The organism is Faecalimonas umbilicata (assembly GCF_004346095.1).
Lineage (GTDB): Bacteria > Bacillota > Clostridia > Lachnospirales > Lachnospiraceae > Faecalimonas > Faecalimonas umbilicata.
The window spans coordinates 61520-85011 of sequence record NZ_SLZV01000003.1 but is presented as its reverse complement, the minus strand read 5'-3'; the positions used below and the strand labels follow the sequence as shown (position 1 = coordinate 85011).

General features: G+C 45.4%; 15 protein-coding genes. All 15 read left to right on the top strand.

What is annotated here, in order from left to right:
• Nucleotides 1–14: 14 nt before the first annotated feature.
• Nucleotides 15–209, top strand: coding sequence for a hypothetical protein (locus EDD74_RS14985; RefSeq protein ID WP_165851580.1), 195 nt, complete (start codon nucleotides 15–17; stop codon nucleotides 207–209).
• Complete coding sequence (locus tag EDD74_RS02110; protein ID WP_242990181.1) at nucleotides 206–487, top strand: hypothetical protein; 282 nt, start codon at nucleotides 206–208, stop codon at nucleotides 485–487. The genes EDD74_RS14985 and EDD74_RS02110 overlap by 4 nt, the downstream gene beginning before the upstream one ends.
• A gap of 76 nt (nucleotides 488–563) precedes the next feature.
• Complete coding sequence (locus EDD74_RS02105) at nucleotides 564–1421, top strand: Rpn family recombination-promoting nuclease/putative transposase (RefSeq protein ID WP_116442121.1); 858 nt, start codon at nucleotides 564–566, stop codon at nucleotides 1419–1421.
• A 267-nt stretch (nucleotides 1422–1688) separates the two neighbouring features.
• The gene (locus EDD74_RS02100; RefSeq protein WP_116442122.1) at nucleotides 1689–3341 is read left to right on the top strand and encodes a phosphotransferase; all 1653 of its coding nucleotides are present in this window, start codon (nucleotides 1689–1691) and stop codon (nucleotides 3339–3341) included.
• A gap of 72 nt (nucleotides 3342–3413) precedes the next feature.
• Entirely contained in the window at nucleotides 3414–4256 is an 843-nt protein-coding gene (locus EDD74_RS02095) for a metallophosphoesterase (protein ID WP_116442123.1), read from the top strand.
• A gap of 69 nt (nucleotides 4257–4325) precedes the next feature.
• Entirely contained in the window at nucleotides 4326–5399 is a 1074-nt protein-coding gene (locus EDD74_RS02090; protein ID WP_242990182.1) for a nucleotidyltransferase domain-containing protein, read from the top strand.
• 140 nt (nucleotides 5400–5539) lie between these two features.
• Entirely contained in the window at nucleotides 5540–5668 is a 129-nt protein-coding gene (locus tag EDD74_RS15450) for a hypothetical protein (RefSeq protein WP_278320673.1), read from the top strand.
• 22 nt (nucleotides 5669–5690) lie between these two features.
• Nucleotides 5691–6029: a hypothetical protein gene (locus EDD74_RS02085; protein ID WP_116442124.1), complete on the top strand. Its 339-nt coding sequence runs from the start codon at nucleotides 5691–5693 to the stop codon at nucleotides 6027–6029.
• A gap of 20 nt (nucleotides 6030–6049) precedes the next feature.
• Nucleotides 6050–8734, top strand: a complete 2685-nt coding sequence (locus EDD74_RS02080) for a hypothetical protein (RefSeq protein WP_116442125.1) — start codon at nucleotides 6050–6052, stop codon at nucleotides 8732–8734.
• Nucleotides 8735–8791: 57 nt separating this feature from the next.
• Nucleotides 8792–9502: a hypothetical protein gene (locus EDD74_RS02075; RefSeq protein WP_116442126.1), complete on the top strand. Its 711-nt coding sequence runs from the start codon at nucleotides 8792–8794 to the stop codon at nucleotides 9500–9502.
• Nucleotides 9499–9765, top strand: coding sequence for a PqqD family protein (locus tag EDD74_RS02070; protein WP_008975847.1), 267 nt, complete (start codon nucleotides 9499–9501; stop codon nucleotides 9763–9765). The genes EDD74_RS02075 and EDD74_RS02070 overlap by 4 nt, the downstream gene beginning before the upstream one ends.
• Nucleotides 9766–9777: 12 nt before the next feature.
• Complete coding sequence (locus tag EDD74_RS02065; protein WP_116442127.1) at nucleotides 9778–10236, top strand: S24/S26 family peptidase; 459 nt, start codon at nucleotides 9778–9780, stop codon at nucleotides 10234–10236.
• Nucleotides 10218–11876 (top strand): ABC transporter ATP-binding protein, encoded by a 1659-nt coding sequence (locus tag EDD74_RS02060; protein WP_116442514.1) that lies wholly within the window; start codon nucleotides 10218–10220, stop codon nucleotides 11874–11876. Before EDD74_RS02065 ends, EDD74_RS02060 begins: the two co-directional genes overlap by 19 nt.
• Nucleotides 11877–11924: 48 nt before the next feature.
• The gene (locus EDD74_RS02055) at nucleotides 11925–12539 is read left to right on the top strand and encodes a hypothetical protein (RefSeq protein ID WP_116442128.1); all 615 of its coding nucleotides are present in this window, start codon (nucleotides 11925–11927) and stop codon (nucleotides 12537–12539) included.
• A gap of 14 nt (nucleotides 12540–12553) precedes the next feature.
• Nucleotides 12554–23470 (top strand): ZmpA/ZmpB/ZmpC family metallo-endopeptidase-related protein, encoded by a 10917-nt coding sequence (locus tag EDD74_RS02050; RefSeq protein ID WP_116442129.1) that lies wholly within the window; start codon nucleotides 12554–12556, stop codon nucleotides 23468–23470.
• Nucleotides 23471–23492: the final 22 nt, after the last annotated feature.

Here is a 23492-nt window from a genome sequence, read left to right as displayed (position 1 = left end):
AATGGAGGAGTATCATGAGAAGAAAACATCGTTTAAAGGAACTTACGATCAAAGATAATTTCATGTTTGGTGCAGTGATGATGGATGAGAATACTAAAGTATGTAAAGGCAGACCTTGCAGGAAGTATTTGATGATTCCTATGTGGAACAGCTGCAGAATTTTATCCACAAGATCAAGGGAAGCCGGGAAATGGAGGTGCGCTTTATGATTTTTGAAGAGATGTTGCGAGAAGAGCGTGAAGAAGGATATGCAGAAGGATTTGCGGAAGGATATGCAGAAGAATTTGTAAAAGTATTTGCAGAAGTACTTGCAGAAGGACGAAGTGTTTTGAAAGAACCCCTGCTTTTGTGCTTGAAAAGATTCGGAGACATTCCGGATGAGATTTTGGAGCAGGTTCAGTCTCAGCAGGATATGGAAGTGTTAAAGAATTGGATACAGACCACCGTTCGGTCAAAGAAGTTGGAAGAGTTGGCACGGAAGATGTAAGAATTTTCAATTGCGTAACAGCACAGAATCTGCTATGATGAATTCATAGAATTCCTCTGTCAAATGGAGGAGTATCATGAGAAGAAAACATCGTTTAAAGGAACTTACGATCAAAGATAATTTCATGTTTGGTGCAGTGATGATGGATGAAAATAACTGCAAGGGACTTTTAGAAAGAGTGCTGGAGATACCGATCGATCGGGTGGAAGTCAGCCGGGAGAAGAGTATCGTATATCATCCGGAATACAAAGGTGTCCGATTGGATGTTTATGCGAAAGATGAGTGCCAAAGTCATTATAATGTGGAGATGCAGGTGAAAAGAAAGGCAGCGCTCGGGGAGCGAAGTCGTTACTATCAGAGTCAGATGGATATGGAACTATTACTATCAGGAGAAGATTATTCAGAACTTCCAGATACCTATGTCATTTTCATCTGTGATTTCGATCCATTTGAAGAAGAAAAATACCGGTATACCTTTAAGATGAATTGCAAAGAGTCCGGTCAGACGAATCTGGAAGATGGAAGGACTATCGTATTTTTGAACACACATGGAAAGAATGAAAGTGAAGTTCCAAAAGAACTGGTAACATTTCTAAAGTATGTAAAGGCAGATCTTGCAGGAAGTGAGGAAGCATTTGATGATTCCTACGTGGAACAGCTGCAGAATTTTATCCGCAAGATCAAGGGAAGCCGGGAAATGGAGGAGCGCTTTATGATTTTTGAAGAGATGTTAAAAGAAGAGCGTGAAGAGGGACGTGAAGAAGGACGAAGTGTTTTGAAAGAAACCCTGCTTTTGTGTTTGCAAAGTTTCGGAGACGTTTCGGATGAGGTTTTGGAGCAGATTCAGGCCCAGCAGGATATGGAAGTGTTGAAGAATTGGATGCAGACTGCCTTTCAGTCAAAGACGTTGGAAGAGTTTGTACAGAAGATGTAAGAAAAATCTATTTCTGATCGATGATCAGATCTAAATCTTCGGAGGTTTCATTGTTCTTGTGAAATCTCCGAGATAGGAAACAAGTCGATGCCGTTTCAGGCAAGTATTCAAGAATAGACAGAGGAATTCTAGAATAATAGATAATGTGGAAGAGAAAGTTTTGGGGAAATTGTACAATTACTTTATATGGAAACTTCCATATTTTTTGTAGCAGCCTTCCGGTAGATGTGGTATGATAAGTTTATATCTTACATAGGAAGGAGGGGTATGTTTCCAATTTGGATTCATACAAAAGAAGAAGTGAAACGTTTATTGATTTTAGGTGCCGGTGGTTTTGGCCATATGATCCAGGAAACAGCAAGATTGTTGGGGTACGAAGAGGTTGTGTTTTTAGATGATGCCGTAAAGGGAGCGGATGTAATTGGAAAGTGCTGTGACTATAAGGCATTTTTAAATGAGTACGATACGGCAGTGGCAGCTCTGGGAGACAGCGGAATGCGGCTATACTGGACAGAGAAATTGATGGAAGCGGGCTATCAAGTTCCGGCGATCATTCATCCGTCAGCGGTCGTTAGTCCTAGTGCGGTGATCGGCAATGGAAGTTTTATTATGCAGAGTGCGATTGTCAATACCAATACAGTTGTGGAACATGGTGTGCTTGTCAACAGTGGGGCAGTTGTAGATCATGATTCTCGTGTTGGATGTGGAGCACATATCGGACTGGGCAGTGTCGTAAAGGCGAACTGCGTAATCCCTTCCAGAAAGAAGGTTGAAGAGGGAGAAGTGATCTTCTCTACGAGAAGAAAGATTGACGGTGTGACAAGCAGAAATCTGGAGGATGCACTGTATGCGTTTGGGTTCGGTCTTCAGTGCAGCTATGTGAAGCCGTTTGGAGAGGGACATATTAACGAGACGTATGCGGTCTATATGCCGACGGAGGAGGGCGATGAATTTGCCTATATTCTTCAGCGGGTGAATAATAATGTCTTCAAGGATCCGGCAGGTGTGATGGAGAACATCTTCGGGGTGACAGAATATCTAAGAAATGTCATTCGAGAGGAAGGGGGAGATCCGGACAGAGAGACACTTTCCTGCATTAAGACAAAGAATGGATGTACCTATTTCGAGGACAATGAGGGACAGCCGTGGAGATGTTATAATTATATTTCGAATTCGGTATGTTATCAGCTTGTAGAGGATCCGGAGCAGTTCTATCAGTCTGGAAATAGTTTTGGACACTTCTTAAAACAGCTTGGAAATTATCCGGCATCCAGCTTAAAGGAGACAATCCCAGATTTCCACAATACGGTGAAACGGTTTGAAAATTTGGAGAAAGCTTTGAAGCGAGATATCAAAAACAGGGCGATCACTTGCAGACCGGAGATTGCATTTGCCCTTGATAGAAAGCAAGATTGTAAGGTGTTAGTAGAACAGCAGGAGAATGGAACGTTGCCGCTTCGAGTGACACACAATGATACGAAGCTGAACAATATTTTGTTTGATGCAGAGACTGGAAAGGGACTTTGTATCATTGATCTGGATACGATCATGCCAGGGCTTGCTGCAAACGATTTCGGAGATTCCATCCGGTTTGGTGCGGCGACAGCGGAGGAAGATGAGCGCGATCTGGATAAGATGCATTTTGATATCTCTCTATATGAGCTGTATGTGAAAGGATATTTGGAGGCGACAAAAGATGTGTTGACACCGGAGGAAGTCGAGAGTCTTCCATGGGGAGCGCGTCTGATGACATTTGAGTGTGGAATTCGGTTCCTGACAGATTATCTGGAAGGAGACACTTACTTTAAGACGGCTTATCCAGAACACAACCTTGTCCGTGCGCGGACGCAGTTCCGTCTGGTGGATGAGATGGAGCAGCAATTTGCAAAGATGCAGGAGATTGTAAGAGAGTACGCATAAGAAAAGAAAGCCGGGGTGGAAGAAGCTCCGGCTATTTGATTGGAAAGAGAAACGACAGATCGGAGGTGGACGATGAAGAAATTTGGAAAGATAGTTGTATTTAGTTTCTTTTTGCTGACAGGAATTCTTTTGGTCAGTCTTATCTTATCACAAAAATGTCTCATTGTTCGGCAGTATACTTACCGGAATCCAAAGATTGCAGCTCCAATTAGAGCTGTGCAGCTTACAGATCTTCACAATTATCAGTACGGCAGGGATAATCAAAGGCTGATTGCGAAGATTCAGAAGCAGAAGCCAGATGTAATCTTTATGACGGGGGATATGCTCAATGAGGATGAAGACCGCACGGATATTCTTCTGCATCTGGTTCGGGAAGCGTGCGCGATTGCGCCGGTGTATTTTTCGCTGGGAAATCATGAAGTGGGTTATGAGAAAACTTATGGTGAAGGCGATCTGACGGAACAGCTTGAAGCTGCCGGGGCAGTTGTGCTAGAGAAAGAATATGTGGATACCAAGATTGCCGGACAGGAAGTAAGGATTGGGGGAGCCTACGGATATTTACTGCCGGAAGACTGGAAAGATGGATCGGAGCAACGATTTCTGGAAGCGTTTGTGCAGACGGATCGGCTGAAGATTTTGCTGAGTCATGTACCAGAAGGCTTACTGTTGTGGAAGAGCATGGAATACTGGGATGTAGATCTAGTCTTCAGCGGACATGTGCATGGTGGTCAGGTAAGAGTTCCGTTTGTAGGAGGACTGTTTGATCCGGAGGAAGGATTTTTCCCAACGTATACGAGAGGAATGTTTTCCTGCGGAAATGGAACGATGATCTTGTCGGCGGGTCTTGGCAGTTCCAGAGGGATTCCGCGAGTTAATAATCTTCCGGAGATCGTTGTGTGTGACATCGTAAGATAAATCAAAAAGAAAGAGAGAAGCAGATGAGAAGAGAAAAAGAACAGAGGGCACTCTTTCAGTTGATCAAGAGTGTTTTGCAAGTATCAGAAGATTGACAATCTAGTATCCTATGGAATTTTACCACTGCAGGAACAGGAGAAAATCCCTGCGGATGTGGTCTGTGCAATGCAAAAGGCGCAGCAGAAAGGGATTGCGAGAGAGGCTACCCAGTATTTTTCTTTGCAGGAGATCCAACAGAAGTTTGAGGAAGAACAAATCGAGCATCTCCCATTAAAGGGAGCTCAGTTGAAAAAGGAATACCCTTCTCCTGATATGCGTTTTCTCACAGACCTTGATATTTTGTGTCAGAAAGAGCAGCAGGGCAAGATTCAGGAAATTATGGAGTCGCTTGGATATACTTTGGAACATGGAGGAGGGCATCACGATGTCTATGTGCGGAATCCTTTTATGACGGTTGAGATTCATTGGGACTGCTCAACGGAGAATCGGGAGCTAGACGTACTTTTGGAGGATATCTGGAGCAAATGTATCCGAAAGGAAGGTTTTGCGTTTGCGTATCAGATGCCTTGGGAAGAGTATTATGTATATATGATCGGTCATATGGCAAAGCACTTGAAGTACGGAGGAATTGGAATCCGGATGCTGTTGGATCTTTTTGTGTTTGCACAGAAGAAAAAAGACAGTTGCGACTGGAAAAAGGTCGAAGCGTATCTGGAGCGAGGGAGACTTTTGAAGTTTTCCGAAACGATGCAGCGCTTTTTACAGCAATGTATGGAGGAAGACGAATCGTTTTTTGAGGGAAATATTCTTTTGGAACATATCATTGGCAGTGGGGCATACGGCACGATGGAAAATCATATGGGAGCGAGACTCTTAAAAGAGGGCGGGGAGAAAAAGCAAATCCGAAGGACACGCATACGGTTGGTGCTGACAATGCTTTTCCCGCCTTTGGAGGCAATGAAAGAACTTTCTCCGGCAGTGAGACGGCATGCATTTTTATTGCCGGCAGCATGGATCTGGCGTTTGGTCACGAAGACCATTTTTGCAAATAGAAAAGGGCGGGAGGCCTTAAAGAGCGCTGCGGTGACCGAACAGGTAGACCAGATGGATCGCGTATGCAGGGCGGCAGGACTTTACGAGTAAAAACATCTGTGAAAAAGAGCGAAAAATAAGAAAAATAGGAAGAAAAAATGGTGAAAAACACGGATGAAAAATAGTTGCAGAGATGTAAAAAGATAATGTATAATTTACCGGAAACTAAAATAAAAAGGAGCGTAAAAATAATGAAAGAAAGATATGAGGCATTAGAACTGAACATTGTAAAGATTCCGGTGGAAGATACGATTATGATGAGTGGGATTGATAATAATGGAGATGTAGGTGACTGGGGAGAGGAAGATCTAGGCTTTTAGGACAGCGACTCAGAGGTAGTATATGAAAAAGAAGACAATCATAACTGTAATTGTAATTCTTTTCCTCTGTGCCATCACATGGCTGTTATCTGATTCTTTTTCCGGAAGGAGTTCGGATCAGGCAGGTGATGATTCTAGAAAAGCTACAGCGAACGGGCAGGCAGAGGATCTGGATACCGATTCCGAAGAGAAGAAAGAATTGGGAGCAAGCGATGAGCATGCAGGGAACTCTTCATTAGAGAAGCCAGGGGAAAGAAGTACAGAAGATTCATCAACAGACACCGAGATGGATATGGGAACGGAACAACCGTCAGAGAACCTTGATAATGAGGTGACAATTCCAGAGGACTGGGAAGAATAAAGACTAGAAGGAGAAAAGGAATGCTAAAAAGACTAAATAAGATATGCAAAGTATTGTTATTAGCCTTAACATTCGTATTGGGCAGCACAGGGTTCGCGTTGGCGGCAGAGAATGAAACACATATTTCTACAGAATCTATGGAGATTCGAACAGAAGGAAAGACAGGACTTCGGACGATTTCGGCAATTGATAAGGCTTACCTGGAGCAGCTGAAAGCAGAAGGGAAAGAAGTCACTTACGGAACGGTGGCAGTACCTGCGAGTGCGTTGGAGGCAGCCGGAGGAGAACTTCAGATTGGCGGAAGCTATGCGTTAAAAGGGAAAGCTTACAAAGCTCTTGAGATTCCGGCAGAGAAGAATTGGAAGACAACAGAGGAGAAGGTTTACTATACCGGAGTTCTTACCGGAATCAGTGGAGCAGGGTTTAACACCAGATATGCAGTCAGATCTTATATGAAAGTAGACGGACAGATATCCTATGGGAATACACTTGTACAGTCTGCTTATGTGACGGCACAGGAGATGCTGAAGTCTTCGGAAGTGTCAACGGACCAGAAGAAATGGCTCGCCAAAAATGTGCTGGATGCGTGTGACACTGCGAAGAAGGTGACACAGGATACACTGACAATTACGGCGGAGCAAGTAAAGGACGGTATTTACACAGTGAATGCGACTGAGAAAGTGCGAAATTATAACAAGGTCGTTGTGGACAGCTCTGTACAAGGTGGAGAGATCGTATTGAATCAGCTTCGTGTAAAAAATTTGGAAGTGGCAGCAGATGCGGACTGTACTGTGACAGCAAATGACACAGTATTTGATCAGATCGGGAAAAGTGCTGCCGGTGCAGGCCGGGCAGCGGGGAATTTCACCCTGAATCTTGGAGCTGGATCCAGTGTTGCGAAACTTGTGGCGGGAAGTAATATGACGGTCAATGGAGCATTGAAAATTGCAGAAGTGGAAGTTGCAGAAGTGGTACAAGGATTTACAGTGAATGTACCTGCGGAGGAATTACTCGTATCTGAGGCTGCAGGTGGATCTATGATCACTGTCAATGGAACCGTGGAGAATGCTATTTTAAATGGAGACAATTCTACGATTGGCGGAAGCGGAAAGCTTGATAAAGTGCAGGACAATGGAAATAATCAAGTAGAAGTGGAAGTTGGGGAAGAGATCTTGACCAACAGCATTGTATCTGTGGAAGTACGTGGAATGAGTCGGATGATCGTTACTTTGGAGAAAGCGACAACACAACCGCTCGCAGTAGAAGATATGAGAATTATCTGCCATGGCGGGAAGGAAATGACACTTTTAAGCGCAAAGACGGAAGACAATCGCGTGTACGAAGTTTCTACTTCGGTGTTTGCAAAAGACGATACCTACACATTCTCGATGGAGATTGCACCGGGCAAGATCATTTCCAAATATTTCAGTTACAAAGTAGACTGCCCGACTGTCAGCGATGCAACAGTACTGAGAAGTGAGGCGACAAGAGCAGAATTTGATTTGTTTGATGTGGATGAGGGAGGATATGTATATGTATACCTTCCGGGGCATACACAGGTCAGCCGTGCGGCAGAGGAAATTCCTTCTGTGGATACGGTGAAGAAGGGATACCGGAAAGAGATGAAGACGGGATTCAATAAGGTGCTGATCAGTGGACTGGAGGAAGGAATCTCCTACCAGTTGTATTATGTGATGGAAGCTCACGATGGAAGAACATCGGATGTTCTGGGGCCGATCACCGTCAGTGGAAATGTGCAGGAAGATCCGAACATTTCATCCGAATATCAGATCGTATCTGTCGGAGAGAAACCGAAAAACACAATTACCGTAGAGTTAAATAAAGCTCCGGCAGAAGAGTTGACACTGGACAATTTCTCCTTTATCTGTCCGACCGGTTCACCGATCACAACAGATAAAGCACAGCTTTTTGTCAGCGAAGACAGAAAAGTCTATACGATTGTGATTCCGGAAAATTATGGACATAAAGATAATCAGTATATTGCAAAGGTGACATTTTCTGATGGAACCGTTGCAAAGAAATCTTTTGTGGTGGAATACAATCCGCCGCGGATTACAGAGCAGAAAGTAGAGCGGATCTCGGAGACTTCTTTCCGATATAGTTTTGTATCGGACGAGAGTGGAACACTTTACTACGGAACATATAACTTTAACGGCTCCTATAACTGGGAGAACAATACACCGGCCGGAGATCAACTGGTAGGTGGCGAGATCGCTTCGTCGCAGATTCAGATGCACAGTGGATACAACCAGGTGGAGATCTCCTATAATGGAACCGATAAGGATTACTTTGCGCTGCCGGTAGATGTCTATGGAAACTATGCGGGCTATACAGAGCATGATAGAATTCCGGCATATGTGCCGCAAGTTCCGGAAGAACCGAAGCTTGCAATTGAATCGATTTTCTATAATAAAGAAGAGTCGGATTATGGCACCTGTCTGGATGTTACGTTTACAACAGCAATCGATGACTTTCCGAATCAGGCACTGATTAAGTTTACAGTGATCCAAGGGACATCTGTAGGGAAAGTGTTGTTGGAGACAAGCTTTTTAGATGAAAGCCATACAAAACTTCGCATGCGTACACTGAATGGAGCATTTGGTCCGGGGACTTATAAAGTCAGCATGTATGTATCGAAAGATGGACAGCTGCAAAAAGTAGAAAAAGAATTTATCATTGACTGATCACAGGAGGATCTGGGAGCAATACTTCCAGGTCCTTTTTCGGAAAGGAGAAGAGGAATGCGATATCAGATTGCGGATTGCATTGTAGAGTATGAGCCGATCTATGAGTTTCTGAGAAAGAAGATGGAGTCATACCGCTTTGATGGGGATGCGAAGACGCAGATCACACTGACGATGACAGAGGAACTCTGTATACAGAAACAGGCAGAGCAGTCTCATCTGACATTAGAAGAGTGTGAATATATTTTTGTGGGATTGGAATTTTACCGCAAGCTTCTTTTGCAGGGCGGGATGATGATCCATGCATCTGCGGTGGAAGTGGATGGCAGAGTTTATCTGTTTTCTGCGGACAGTGGAATAGGAAAATCTACACATACAAAACAGTGGCAGAAATATTTTGGAACCGAGCGGGCATTGATCATCAATGACGATAAGCCGGCAGTCAGAAAAGAGGCGGATGGCTGGGTCGTCTACGGGACACCGTTTAGCGGGAAGACCGATGAGCAGTTGAACCGCAAGGGGAAACTGCAGGGAATCTGTATGCTGGAGCGTGGGAAAACAAACGAGATCAGGCGCATGGATCCTCAAGAAGCGGTGCTGCTTTTGATGCGGCAGACACTTGTTCCGCGCAGGAAGGAGATGGCAGAGAGGCTGTTAGAGATGCTGGATGAACTTTTTAAAGAAGTCCCGGTCTATCAGATGCAGTGTACGATTTCAGAAGATGCCGCAAAGATGGCATATGAAAGTATGAGAGGAGAAGGAATATGAGAATTAAAAATGGATTTTTTATGCGGGAAGTGGCAGGAAAATATGTTGTAGTCCCGGTTGGAGCACAGACAAATGAGTTCAAAGGAATGATTCAGATGAATCAGACGGGGGCTTTTCTCTGGAAAGCGCTTGAGAGGGATCTGACAGAAGAAGCACTGACAGAGAGGATGTTGGATCAATATGAGATGACAGAGGAACAGGCGAAAAACGATGTACATACATTTGTCACCAGACTCTTAGAGGCTGGCATTCTAGAAGTGTAGGCGGAACATACGATGCGCAAGAAAATGGAGCAGATTCTTTTAGAAGACGGGGAATTATTTACAGCGGCATCTGGGATCAGTATGCTTCCCTGCATCAGACCGCAGAAGGATATCTTGCATCTCGTTCGGCCGGAGGGAATCGTGGAAACCAGTGAGGTGATTCTCTATCGAAGGAAGAATGGATCTTATATTCTTCATCGAGTCATCGGAAGAGACACAGAAGGGTATATCCTCTGTGGGGATCATCAGTGGATACCGGAGCATGGAATCCAGGAGGAACAAGTGCTTGGAGTGCTGCGAGGATTTTACCGGGGAGAGGATTATGTCGATTGCAGAAAGGATAGGAGATATCGGATTTATGTAAAGATTTGGTGCAGTTCAGTCCGAGCGAGAAAATGGATCATAAGACTGACAGATCTAGTGTGGAGAGGATGGAAAGGATTGAGAGGGAAATGGAACAAAAACCGATAAGCTGGATCTATCGATGCAGCAAAAACCATCTGTGGGCGGTTGCATTGCTGGCAGGTGTCAGTGCAGCCATTGCGGGAAGTTTTCTTCTGCTTGCACTGATCTCCAGCGCACTTCTTGATGTGGCATCCGGCAGCCGACAAGGAAGCCTTTGGAGAGATTGTCTGATCCTTGTAGGGCTCATTGGCCTTCAGGCGATTCTGAATATCGTAAACAGTAATATCCGTGTCCGTGTCTCAGGCAAGCTGGAGATGGAACTGAAGCGCAGAATGTTCGCGGCGATTTTAAGGAAACCGTATCTGGAGATCAGCGGTATTCATTCCGGAGAGATTATGAATCGACTGACAAGTGATGTAGAGCTTGTCGTTGCAGGGATTGTCGGTATTTTGCCACAGTTGATCTCTCTTGGGACAAAACTGTCTGTGGGGCTGCTGATTCTATTTCGGATTGATTTTCGATTTACGCTTGTGATCTTGCTGATCGGGGTTGTGGTATGTATCGGAAATAGGATTTACAGTGAGAGATTTCGCCATTTTCATAAGGAAGTGCAGGAAAGTGGAGGGCAGGTGCGTGCATTTTTACAGGAATGTATCGAAAACCTTATGGTCATCAAGTCTTTTTCCAATGAAGAGATGATGGAACAAAAACTCACCAATTATCAGGAGATCCATTATCAGATAAAAAAGAAGCGGAATGCAGTCAGCAATCTGGCGAATACCATCGTCTATGTCATGTTTACGGCAGGATATTATGCGGCTCTGGCATGGGGTGCGATTCAGATTTCCAGAGGATTGCTGACCTTTGGTACATTGACAGCTTTTCTGCAGATCATCGGGCAGATCCGGGCGCCGTTCCGAAATCTTTCCGGGCTGATTCCTCAATATTATAGTATGATCGGATCGGCGGAACGATTGATGGATTTGGAGCAGATCGAGGAAGAAGAGGCATTTTCCGTGGAAGAGGAGTTTGAAAAAATTTCTGAAGAGATGCAGGCGATTGTCTTTGAAGAGGTTGGATTCTCCTACGAGAACCGAAGCGTGCTGGAACATTTTTCTGTACGTTTGGAAAAGGGAAGTCTGACGGCAGTTGCCGGTCCTTCTGGTGCAGGCAAAAGCACGATGATGAAGTTGCTGCTTGGTTTGCTTCAATGTGAGGAAGGACAGATTTATTTTGATCTTGGGAAGAAAAAGATACCGGCGGATGCCGGGACAAGAAAGATGTTTGCCTACGTGCCGCAAGGGAATATGATCTTATCAGGAACCATCCGTGAAAATCTTGTTTTTTCCGGAAGACAGGTATCGGAAGAGGAGATTTGTACGGCGGCAAAGATGGCATGTATCTGGGAATATATTCAGGAGCTCCCGGATGGATTGGATACGGTGCTGCGGGAAAGAGGAAATGGGCTTTCCGAAGGGCAGATCCAGCGGATCGCAATTGCGCGGGCACTCTTAAGTGATGCGCCGGTTCTTCTCTTGGATGAATGCACCTCGGCGCTGGACGAGAAGACAGAAGAACAAGTGTTAAACAATTTAAAACAGATGAAATCAAAGACCATTTTATGCATTTCCCATAAGGTGGCAGCATTTACATGTTGTGATCATAAAATCGTATTAGACGGATCCGGCAATGCTGAGGGAAATTAGACAATCTTTTGGATGGGAAAGAAAAGTGATAAGAAGGAGAGACAACGAATGCAGAGAAAAAAGAGGATGGCAGGTGCAATCGCCGGAATTGGCTTTTGCATACTGCTTGGAAGTGGGATCGCTTTGTGGGAACACTTCCAGGGGGATGAGAAAGAACAGCAGAAGAAAACACCGGTGTCGGATGAGGTGGCAGAGATTGAGAATCTCAATGCACGTGACCATGTGTTGGATCTAAATCATCTTTTTGAAGAAGAGGATGTTACCTGGAAAGAAAAGAGAGCGCTGAAGAAAGATGCACAGAAGCAGGCAGAAATGTCTGACGGAAAGAAAAAATCAGCGGATAAAAAGAAAGACACCAAGAAAGATACTGAAAAAGAAACAGAGGGAAAATCAGAGGTGCCACAGAAGCCGAATGAGGAACCGCAGCAGCCGCAGGAGCCAAATGGGGAACCAGAAGTGCCGCAGGAGCCGCAGGGACCAAATGAGGAACCAGAAGCACCACAGGAGCCGCAGGGACCAAATGAGGAACCGGAAGTGCCACAGCAGCCGCAGGGACCAAATGAGGAACCGGAAGCGCCACAACAGCCACAGGAGCCGGAAGTGCCGCAGAAACCGACACTGCCGCAAGTGAGTGAGCCGGGGTGGATTACAGGAATATACTAAGGAAGGATTAGAGTATGAAACAGAGGAAAAAGAGTTTAGGCATCTGGATTTTTTTGCTGCTTTTGTTCTGGGGACAATGGGTAGTTCCGGTCAAGGCATCCGGACCTGAGCTGCGGGATGTAGATATGCAGATGTTGGGTGGACAAATCCGCACGATTACTCCGATGGGATTAAGAATGATCGGGTGTATCAAGAAATCTTATCTGCAAGAATTAGAGAGCAGCGGTGCAGTTGTAGAATATGGAATGGTTCTGCTTCCTAAAACATATCTAGGGGAGCAGGAACTGGAACTGGACCGCAAATATCTTTACAATGGTGCAGTGTACAAGCCGGCTAAAGTAACGGCAGTTAAAAAGTTTTCAGAAGATGACGACAGAATCTATTTTACAGCGGTTCTGGCAAATCTTTCGAAAGAGCGATATAAAAATGATTATGCGGCCAGAGTCTATGCAAAGATTACAAGAACGATTTCCAATGAAGAAGGATCTTCGGAGAAAAAGACAGAGATTGTATACAGTGACGATACGGTCAACCGCCAAGTCTATCAGATTGCACAGGCGGCAGTGGACGGGACGACAGAGACAGAGGAAAATAAGGAGTGGCTGCGGGAAAATATTTTGAATCCGGTAGACCAGCCGGAACAACCGCAGGAAGAAGAAAAGAAAATTCCATTTGAACTCGGAACCGTTTCCGGTGTTACGCTGTATCACAAGACTGGAATCGGAGAAGAAGTGGGGGAAGTAGAAGAGGTCTCACACTTCCGTGTAGAGGAGTTTAAACCAGAGCAATATATTGTAAAGGTTGAGATGGAAGATCAGCCAGAAGTATTTTCTGAGATTACAAAGTTGATTGTCTCGGAGGATGGGAAAGTCAGCTTCGGGTTGAAACTGGACAACTATGTGATGCCGCAGCAAGGGCAGTCGCAGGCAGAGGTTGTTGTGGAGTTTGGAACTTTATCGGAAGGACAGGCATCCACGAAATACATTACGATGCAGGCACTGGTAGATCGAATCAAGGCAGATCCGAATGGGACTTATACACTGGAGCATGATATCGATGCCGGCATGGTGCAGGGAGAAGACGTGCTGATCCCGGAATTTCGCGGGACTTTTGATGGAAAAGGATATAAGATCAAAGGGCTGACGACAACTTTGTTTGGAACGATCTCAGGTGGTACGGTAAAGAACGTGAAGCTGGAAAATGTATCCATTACAAAGCAGGGATCCTATGGAGATGCCGGCGGCGGAACGCTGGCAAACAAAGCGATGGCAAACGCAAGTGTGGAAGATGTCCATGTAAGCGGAAGTCTGAAAACACCGAACAGCAGACAGCTGCTTGGAGGTCTGATCGGTCGTATGGATTATGCAGCGGTCAGAAGATGTTCCGCCAACTTGGAGATTACCGGTACGTTTAATACGACAGGTGGATTGATCGGACAGATGTCAAATCTGAGAAACGTCAACAATGGGAATGGCAGCAATATTATAGAAAATTCCTATGCAGTTGGAACGATCCGTGGAAACCAGACAAACGGTGCCATCGGAGGATTGATCGGATGGCATAATTCGAACTGCAGCACTTCGGTCACAAACTGTTATACAAACGTAAGTATGGAAGTGGCAAAATCCAATCAGAAAGAGTCTGGTGGATTTATTGGATACATTGGAAATGCAGATGGAACGGGTATATTGAAAAACAATGTTTCTTACAGCAGCGGAACCCAGGGCTATAAATTTGACGGAGCATCCGAAGACACAAAGTATAGTGCAGAAGGTGTTTCTGGATTATATTCTATGAAAGAGAGCCGATTGAAAAGGGAGAGCAGCCGAACCGGGGCAACAGCATTGACAAAGATTACAGAGAGTTCCGTCGATACCCTTTCCAGAAAAGAATTTTACACGGCAATGGCATGGTCGGAAAACGTATGGAATTTTGCACCGCTGCAGGAGGGAAAGACACCGATATTGCAGAATGGGGATTCCAATATGACAACGATGCTGCAGATGAAAGAGATTTCATCGGTGGATGACCTTCGGAAGATCAAGGATGACCTGGGCGGCGCTTATGTTCTGACAACCGACCTTGATGTATCGGAGATCACAGAAGGCAATGCGATCATTTCGGGTAGCTTCCGAGGCCTGTTGCGGGGAAATGGACATCAGATCATCGGAATGAAGCTTCCGTTGTTTGAGACATTGGCAGGAGCTTCGGTAGAGGAGCTGAAGTTGACGCAGGGATTGATCGGGAAGAAAGATACCGATCAGGTTGCTGCACTGGCTAAAGTTTCCGAGAGCGGAACGATACTTAGACATGTCTATGTAAGAGATATGAGCATCACAGGAAGAACTACGGTAGGTGGTATGATTGCAGTGATGAAGCAGACGACGGCAGAAGCTTGTTCCGTCAATGCGGAGGTGACCGGAGGGAACGCAGGCGGATTTGCGGCGGAGATTTTGGAAGGCTCTGTCATTTCAAACTCTTATGCAAAGAGAGCGGCAGATCCGGACAGCTTCCAGACGGCAGAGGGTCCGCAGGGCGGATTTGCGGCAATCGTGAAGCGGTCACAGCTGAGTAAAAACTTTGGACAGCTTTCATGGAAAAAGACGGAGGAAAAGAATGAGACTCCGGCTGCGGCAGGTGTTGTCGGAACTTTTATCGGGGAAAGTGGTACGGGAGACCAGACTCCGACAAAGATTGAACACAATATCTCCTTCGGACCGGCTTCCTATACATTTGTAGGAAATCAGCAGGCGATTGCCGAAGGAGAGAACTATGTAGGAAACTACGAATATCGTGAGGGAGATCCGGTATCTTCGGTATTGCCTGGAAAAATCGAACAGGCATCTGAGGCGCAGATTCAAAGCAAGGAATTCTATTTGCAGACACTGGAATGGCAGGAAGACATCTGGTATTTGGATGATGTTGTCGGAGGAAAGAGACCGCGTCTGCAGGCAGAAGGAGATGTGTACGGGACGGAAGAAAATCCAGTTTCGGTGGAAGCGCCGGAGATGATCCAGGAAGCGATCGCAGTGCGAAGTCAGGAAGAGGCTGCTTTGTCAAGATCACTGGAAGGAATTACAGGGTATCGGGAAGACCGAAAATTACTGTATGAAAATTTACAGTTATTTATGCCGTTCTACCAGAGGGAACAGATCGTTCTGGATGGAAATCACGTAGATGTGTCACACATTTTAAATCAGAAGAGAGTGCTGGCAGTCTATCCGATGGATGAACAAGGGAGAAGGATTGTAGCGCTGTCAGATAAGACCGTGAATCAGGTAAAGAAACTGAGAATTCAATTTGCGGATGAAACGACACCGCTGATCTACAATATGTCTTATATAGATACGCGGGCGAACATTGCTTCTTATAAGGTGTCACAGATTCCGGTACACTTTAACTTTAAAAATTATGTAGTGAATACAACATCAGCGCAGTTCCAGAAGTTGCTGGAAACAGCAAAGACATATGAATTTGACCGGGATATTGAGACAAGAGTGGCACAAAAGGACAGTGGTTCTGTTTTGGATGTATATCGGAGAAATTATAATGAAGTTGTCAAAACGGAGATGGAGCAGGTTCTTGTTTCGATGTCGGCCACAAATGCACAGTATCCGATAAATCTGGAAAATGAGATGGCAAAGAAGATCGTGACCGATCACTTCCTTACCAGCGAGTATCTGAAAGATTTCCTCTATGCGTATAACTATCTGGATCGCTGGTATGACTTTGAGATCGGAGGTATCAATCTCAGGGATGTCGTCCTGTTTGACAATTCTATCTTAAAGACAGGGAAAAAAGTGCGAAATCTTCCTACAGAGATTGTGAAACTCAGCAGCAATGGCGGGCGTCAGGGGAATAATACGCCATCGTTCTATATTAACCGCCTCTCAGCTTATACAGGGATTTCTAACGTGGCGTCGTTCGTGGAATACTTTATGAAAGAGTATGCTGGCTATGCGGACGTCAATGATTGGATCATCGACAATTTCCAGAGTGGATTTATTGTAGAGGCGCGGGCGAACAACCCGAAGATTCAGTCTAGATTATGGAAGATTTTGAAAAATAATACGGTGCAGCGGAATCATGAGCTGATCCTTCCGGTATTATCGTATAAAACTTCCAAAAACTTGTATCTGGCATCGTTCCCATCCGCGCTGATTTATGGAAATCTGGAAATCTACAGTGGATATCAGGATACAGAAGCATGGAGACAGCAGAAAAAGCAACAGGTGATTACGCAGGTGAATCACTTCAAGACAAGTTATGATAATTTTGTTGATGTTGCAGAAAATGGGGCAAATTCCATTAACAACAGTAAGTTTTTGATCGTGGACTCTTCTTCCAATAAGAATCATAATCAGGATGTGTTCAAGGAATTTTATAGGCCGCTGCAGACACTTTGGCAGCATAGCAGTGGTGCGGTAGCGGTGATTTTCGGAGATCCAAATCGGGATTACATTTATTATAATGGTTCGAATTTCATCGGAGATCTGACTGTCTTAAACCACGAGATGGGACATGTGACAGATATGTGGATCTGGATGGAGAACAAAGGAAAACGACCGGGACGAAATGGCGAGGACTATTCCAATGGATTTGCCAATCAGGCGAACGTAGACTATAATATGAACTTTATGAAAACCTATGCGAGAGACGGATCGATGATGACAAATCTGACACCAGATCGGATCAATTCTCCGGAGGAGTTTCAGAGCTATTATAAGGAAGTGTTCGATGTCATCTATACGTTGGATTATTTGCAGGGGAAGGCGTATTTACAACTGACTCCGGAGCAGCAGGCAAGGATTACACTGCAGCACCGATACGGAACAACCAACAATCACCAGAAGTGGAACAGTGCAAACAGTACCTGGCGGACGATTGGCGCCGGAGAATTAGAAAATATGAATCTGAAGACATTGGATGATCTGTGGGACAATCAACTGACGATCCGGCCGGGACATCGGTTGGATCTGAGAAGTTTCAATGAGGTAGGAGTCAACAATTTAGGTGCTTATCAGATCGACAGAGCATGTTATGCGAGCTGGTATGTCCCGTATGTAGATAATGGTACACCGAATGCACAGACATTTCGTCGAAATGGGTATGAGCTGGCTGGCTTGTATGGATACAGCAACGGTCTGGTAGAGTACCTGAGTGGAAGAACAAGAACGGGGGATCTGCAATATTTCCGGCAGAAAACAGGAAATGCAGACTTTACGTTTGAGTCCTATCGAAAAAATAAAAACACAGAAATCGAGACAAAGATCCACGAGCAGAAAGAGCAGGGGAATGCGTACTTTGATGAAGAAGCTTTGATTCAATATCTAAAGCAAAACATGATCAATTATGGAAATGAGATCGGAAGTGGAGCTTCCAACGGAAACAATACACTGAATCATATCAAGGAATCCAGAGAGAATGTCTTCCGTTATCTCCAGAGGATTACCGATGAGTTCCGGACTCCGGTTTACGGTGGGACAGAGACGAGAAATGCCGTATCCATTTCTACAGCAGAAGAACTTGTCCAAAAGCTTAGAGAGAATCCAAATGGATTTTATGTGTTGGAAAAAGACATTTCCATGAAAGGCATCCAGGCAAGTGGAGAGGTGTATGTGGACACGACTTTCATCGGGAAACTGGATGGCAATGGACATAAGATCACAGATGCAGCAGTGCCACTTTTGCGCAGAACAGCCAATTCGTACATTGCTGATATAGAGATCAGTGATACAACAGGGACAAAGAAAGACTGGGTTGCACAACAGAAGCAGTTTACGATTGTTGTAAAAGAAGAACAAGAAGAGACCGTACAGGAGATTAGAACATTAGAAGAGCTCCGGACTCTGGGAGAAAATCGTTATACGAAATATGTGCTGAAAAATGAGATTGATGCTTCTTCGGTGACAGATGCTGCTGTGATCCAAGGTACATTCACAGGAGAGCTGGACGGAGGAGAGTATGCGATCACAGGTCTTCAAGTACCGCTTTTTGAAAAAGTACAAAATGCGACGGTTCGTAATCTGAAGCTTACTTCTGTAAACATTGCAAACAGCGAAAGCAAAAATGCCGCAGTGGCAAAAGAATCGAACCATTCGACGTTTGCACGGCTGAGTCTGGAAGATATCAAGATCAGTGGAAAAAGCTACAATGCTGCTGTCGTAGGATACGATTATACTGGTTCTGACTTTTCACAAATCCAGATTCGAAATGCGCAGATCCAAGGAACCGGAAATTACAATGCGGTCTTTGCAGGGCGCGCTTCTGGTTCAGAGATCAGTGAAATTGCAGTGATCGACAGTAAGGTGACACTGAGCGGAACGGATTGTGGAGGATTTATCGGAGCTGGGAAAAGCTTAAATATCCGCCAAGTGTACAGTGGTGCAGATATGGTGGCAGAGAACTATACGGATGAGAAGAATCGGACGAATAGTGCGGGATTCATTGGAAATCTCGGAGGAAAAAGCAATGTGGAAAATGTATTTGCGGCAGGAAAGGTAGACAATCGAACAGAGACGCCTCTTTATAACTTCCTGGGAACACCGGAAGTGTTAGAGTCGATGGTGAAGAATGCGTTTGTGCTTGAAACTGCCGGGGGAATCTCTCACACGACAGAAACGATAGGAATCCTTTCTGCAATTTCGGAAGAACGCACAAAAGAGGAAGAATTTTACAGGGCTTCTATGAACCTTTCGGAAGAAATCTGGAATCTCAGCTTAGTAGCTATGAAGGGATATCCGGAATTAAGAGGCATGGAGAAAAAAGAAATTATAGAGATCCATACACCGGAGGACTTTCTGAAGATGAAAGCATTCCCTGGACAGGAATATCATCTGAAAGCAGATATCGATCTGACGGGAGCAGAAGGCGAACGCGGTGTCATACCGGAATTTACAGGCGTGTTGGATGGACAGCACTATAAAATCACCGGATTGCAAAAGCCGCTGTTTGATCAACTGAAGGGAAGTGTCCGGAACCTGGCAATAGAGGGAAGCACTGTGGAGCTGTCAGACACTCCGGAGACAGCGAGCGGAATTTTGGCAAATACAATGGAGGATGCTGTTGTAGAACAAGTGCTGCTTCACGGGATCCGAGTGAACAGTGCAGCAGGAAAGGCTGCGGCGGTTGTAGGAACTGTACGCAATACAACGATGAAAAATCTTTTTGTAGAAGGTGCTGTTCAGGCGGCTTCTACGGCAGCCGGAGTTGCGGTGACGACAGAAGGAGCTGTTTTTGAAAATATTTATCTCAATGTGGATGTGACAGGGGCAGACGGAGCCGGGATGGTAGGAAACGGTGTCGGCGAAAATACCTACCGCAATATTTGTTCGGTAGGAGATGTGGCAGACCATATGCAGAAGCTTGGCGGAAATACTGCACAGTATAGCAATGCATATGAATTTGCAGCCGGAAATGGAATCAGTCAGTCTGGCGAAGGTGATTTTATAAGACCGATAGGCAAAGAGGTGTGGACAGCGGAATTTTATACAGAAACACTGGGACTGGATGCTTCTGTGTGGGATGCGGCGCAGGCAGCTGAAAGAGGATTTGCTTCGTTGAGAGAGTTTGCAGTCGAAATCAATCCAATGCGGTCGGAGATCCATACAGTGTCAGATCTCCAGAAGATGAACCGAGTGCCGGAAGGAAAATTTGTGTTGACAGCTGACCTAGACTTTGCAGAGGTAGAAACTGCTTATGTGACAGAAACCTTTACAGGAAGTCTGGACGGGCAAGCACATGGCGTGAGTGGAATCAGAGGTCCGCTGTTTGCGGTACTGTCAGGAACCGTAGAGAACCTTCGTTTCAGAAATATTTTTGTGAAAAGCGAAGATGCCGGCGCAAATGTGCTGGCGGCGGAGACGAAGAATGCCACGGTAACAAATGTACATTTCAATGGAATTACTTTAAACGGTCAGAGTTACACAGGACTGGTTGGAAAAGATCAGGGATCCACCTTTGATCGAATCAGTGTACAAGGTATGGATCTGACGGCAAACGCGGCTTATGCAGGGGGGATCACAGCCCAAGCAGCTGCATCCAGAATGTCCAATCTGCTTGTAGCAGAGACAAAGATACATACATCCGCAAATGAGGTGGGTGGACTTGTCGGAAGCGCAGATGCGGTGACGATTCAAAAAGTATTTGCAGATGCAGAATTGCACATGCCATATCAGGCGGCTCCGCAAAATACAGCGGCATTTGTCGGAAGCGTGACAGGAGAAAGTGCAATTTCAGAATGTGTGGTGGCTGGCGGTGTGTACCCACAAGATCCGGGAAGCACTCGTTACAAATTGATGTATATGAACAACCCGGATGATATTAATGAATTGAAGGCATTTAAAAACTGTTTTGTCAATACGGACACACCGGGATACCAGATTGTAGGTACAGATCCGCAGGGAGTGACTCAGGATCGTCTGCAAAGTGAAGCATTCTATCAGTCTGATCTGAAACTGGATCCGAACATCTGGAACTGGGCTGATGCAGCAAAGACGGGTTGGCCGAGACTTCGTGAGATGGATGCAGAGGGAATCAGACCTCCGGGTACAGAAGGAACACCGGCAGAAGAAACCCCGTTACAGACGACGGTTCCGCCTGGATATGAGCCGATCCATACGGCCGAAGAACTTCTGGCGGCGAAAAACAGTTCCGGAAAATATATTCTGATGCAATCGATTTCTCTTTTTGGGAAAAAGGCTGAGGATGGCTCTTTCCTTGGAAACTTCAGTGGAGAGCTGGATGGAAATGGACTGACGATCCGTGAAATTTCCGGGGCACCGCTATTTGACCGATTGTCGGGAACTGTGAAGAACTTAAAGGTGACAGACGTAACAGTAGAACGGTGGAAGAGTGACCAAGGGGCGAATGCGCTTGCGAAGTCTTTACAAAATGCGAAGATTTCGAGATTGCAGTTAAAGAATATCCTTCTTGCAGGAGGAGATAATACAGGTGCACTTGCAGGAACGGCACAAAACACGACGATCAGTGAAGTGTGGGCAGAAGGATTGAATATCAATCCATATGGACCGGCTTTTGCTGGAAAGACAGATTTGATGGTCGGAGGCCTGATCGCGCAGTTGAATGGAGGAGTTCATGTCAACGACAGCTATGCGGCAGGAGAAATCACTGTTCGCTCCAACACGCAGGGTGGTGTGTTTGGCTACAACAACTACGGAACGGAGAACACTGTCAAACAGGTCGTTTCAAATATGCGGACAAAATCCACATCACCACAGACCGATGGAGCCGGCTTTATAGGAATGGTCGGTTTTGACGGAAGTATGACAACGTGGATGGAAAATAACATTGCAATCGGGGAAGCAGGAGAAAACCGGGCACAGGGAAGTGTCGGGGAGGCTTACCGATTTGCAACAAAAGGAAATTCGAACACCGCGGTGGAATTCGGCTTGAAGAACTGCTATGAGGCAGCGGTGAGCGGAAGAAGCGCCGCAGTTTCGGGATACTTGACAGAAACTACCGAGTATAAAAATCCGGATTTTTATCGGGATACTTTGAAATTTGACAGTACTAAATGGAACTTTTCTTCTGTGGCAGAACATGGATATCCTTCCCTTGTATGGATCGCAGGAGAAGAACCGCTTCCGCCATTGCCGGAAGGATCGGCAGTGACCGAACATCCACTGCGCACCGAACATCCATCTGCGGAATATATTCAGATTCGTACACCGGAAGACTTGATGAAGATTTCAGAGAATCCGGGTGGAAAATATATTTTGATGAACAATATTTCCATGGAGCAAGTGAGATTGCCGGAAAATCAGACCTCCTACATTATGAAAGAATTTTCAGGAGAACTGGATGGAAACAATCAGGTCATCCACGGCTTGCGTGCCTCTTTGTTTGACCTGATTCGAGGAAGGTCAGTCAATGCCAAGGCGACTGTGAGAAATCTCCGTATACAAAATGTCTTTGTAACTGCAGGCGAGAAGACGGAGTGGGGATATACAAGGAAAGCAGAAGCCAATGGACTTGCACGTTCGGTAGAGTATGGTCATCTGGAGACGATCTATATGAATCATGTAAAACTGAATGGAGGAACGAATACTGCGTCACTTAGCGGGCTTGTGTATGAATCCTATGTCGGAAAAATCTGGTTAGAGGGAATTGACATTAACCGGGAGATTGCTCCGGCAGACCTTTCGAATTTCAATCTGGTCGGAGGAGCCATCGGGCAGCTGTCAGGGTATCGTTCCAAATTTGAAGATTCCTACGTGCAGGGGGAAATTGTTATGGATAATAACCAGCAAGGCGGTGCTGTGGGAGAGATTAAGGCAGCCCTGATAAGAAATGTCATCAGTAACATGGAGGCGAGATCCAACCAACCGGCGACATGGAGAGATAAGAGTGGATTTTTAGGAAGCATAGATACTTTTGGTACCAACGGGAAGAATTGGTGGGTAGACAGATGTATTGCCATCGGAAATGCAGGAGCCAATTATAAGTTTTTAGGAAAATATCAGATTGAAACAATAGAAGCGACAAATCTTACAAAATGTTACGAGCTTTCCAGCGCGACAGGAACAAGTAATGTTTCGGAGGCGACGATTGCAAAAGGAACCTTGTTGGCTGCTGAGGAACAGCAGAAATACGACGTCTCGTTCTATCGCGATGTCTTGACTTTCAATGGCAACGAAGGGGGAGCCGATTCAGACGCGTGGGATTTCGGTTCGGTATCCACAAAAGGGTATCCGACATTAAAATGGCTTTTGACCTATGACAATTTGCCGATTACTATAGAGGAACCAGAACATTTGGAACCATCAGAAAATCAGGCGGAAGCGCAGCCGGGAGAAGGGCATACACTGGAACTGCCGGAAGCTGTACTTCCGGAAGAGCAGCCGGTATTGCCAGAAGAGGAAGTGCTGCCGGAGGAGCTTTTTGGAGAAGAAGAGATACTTCCAGAGTAGGAAGAGATACAATCAGTAGAAA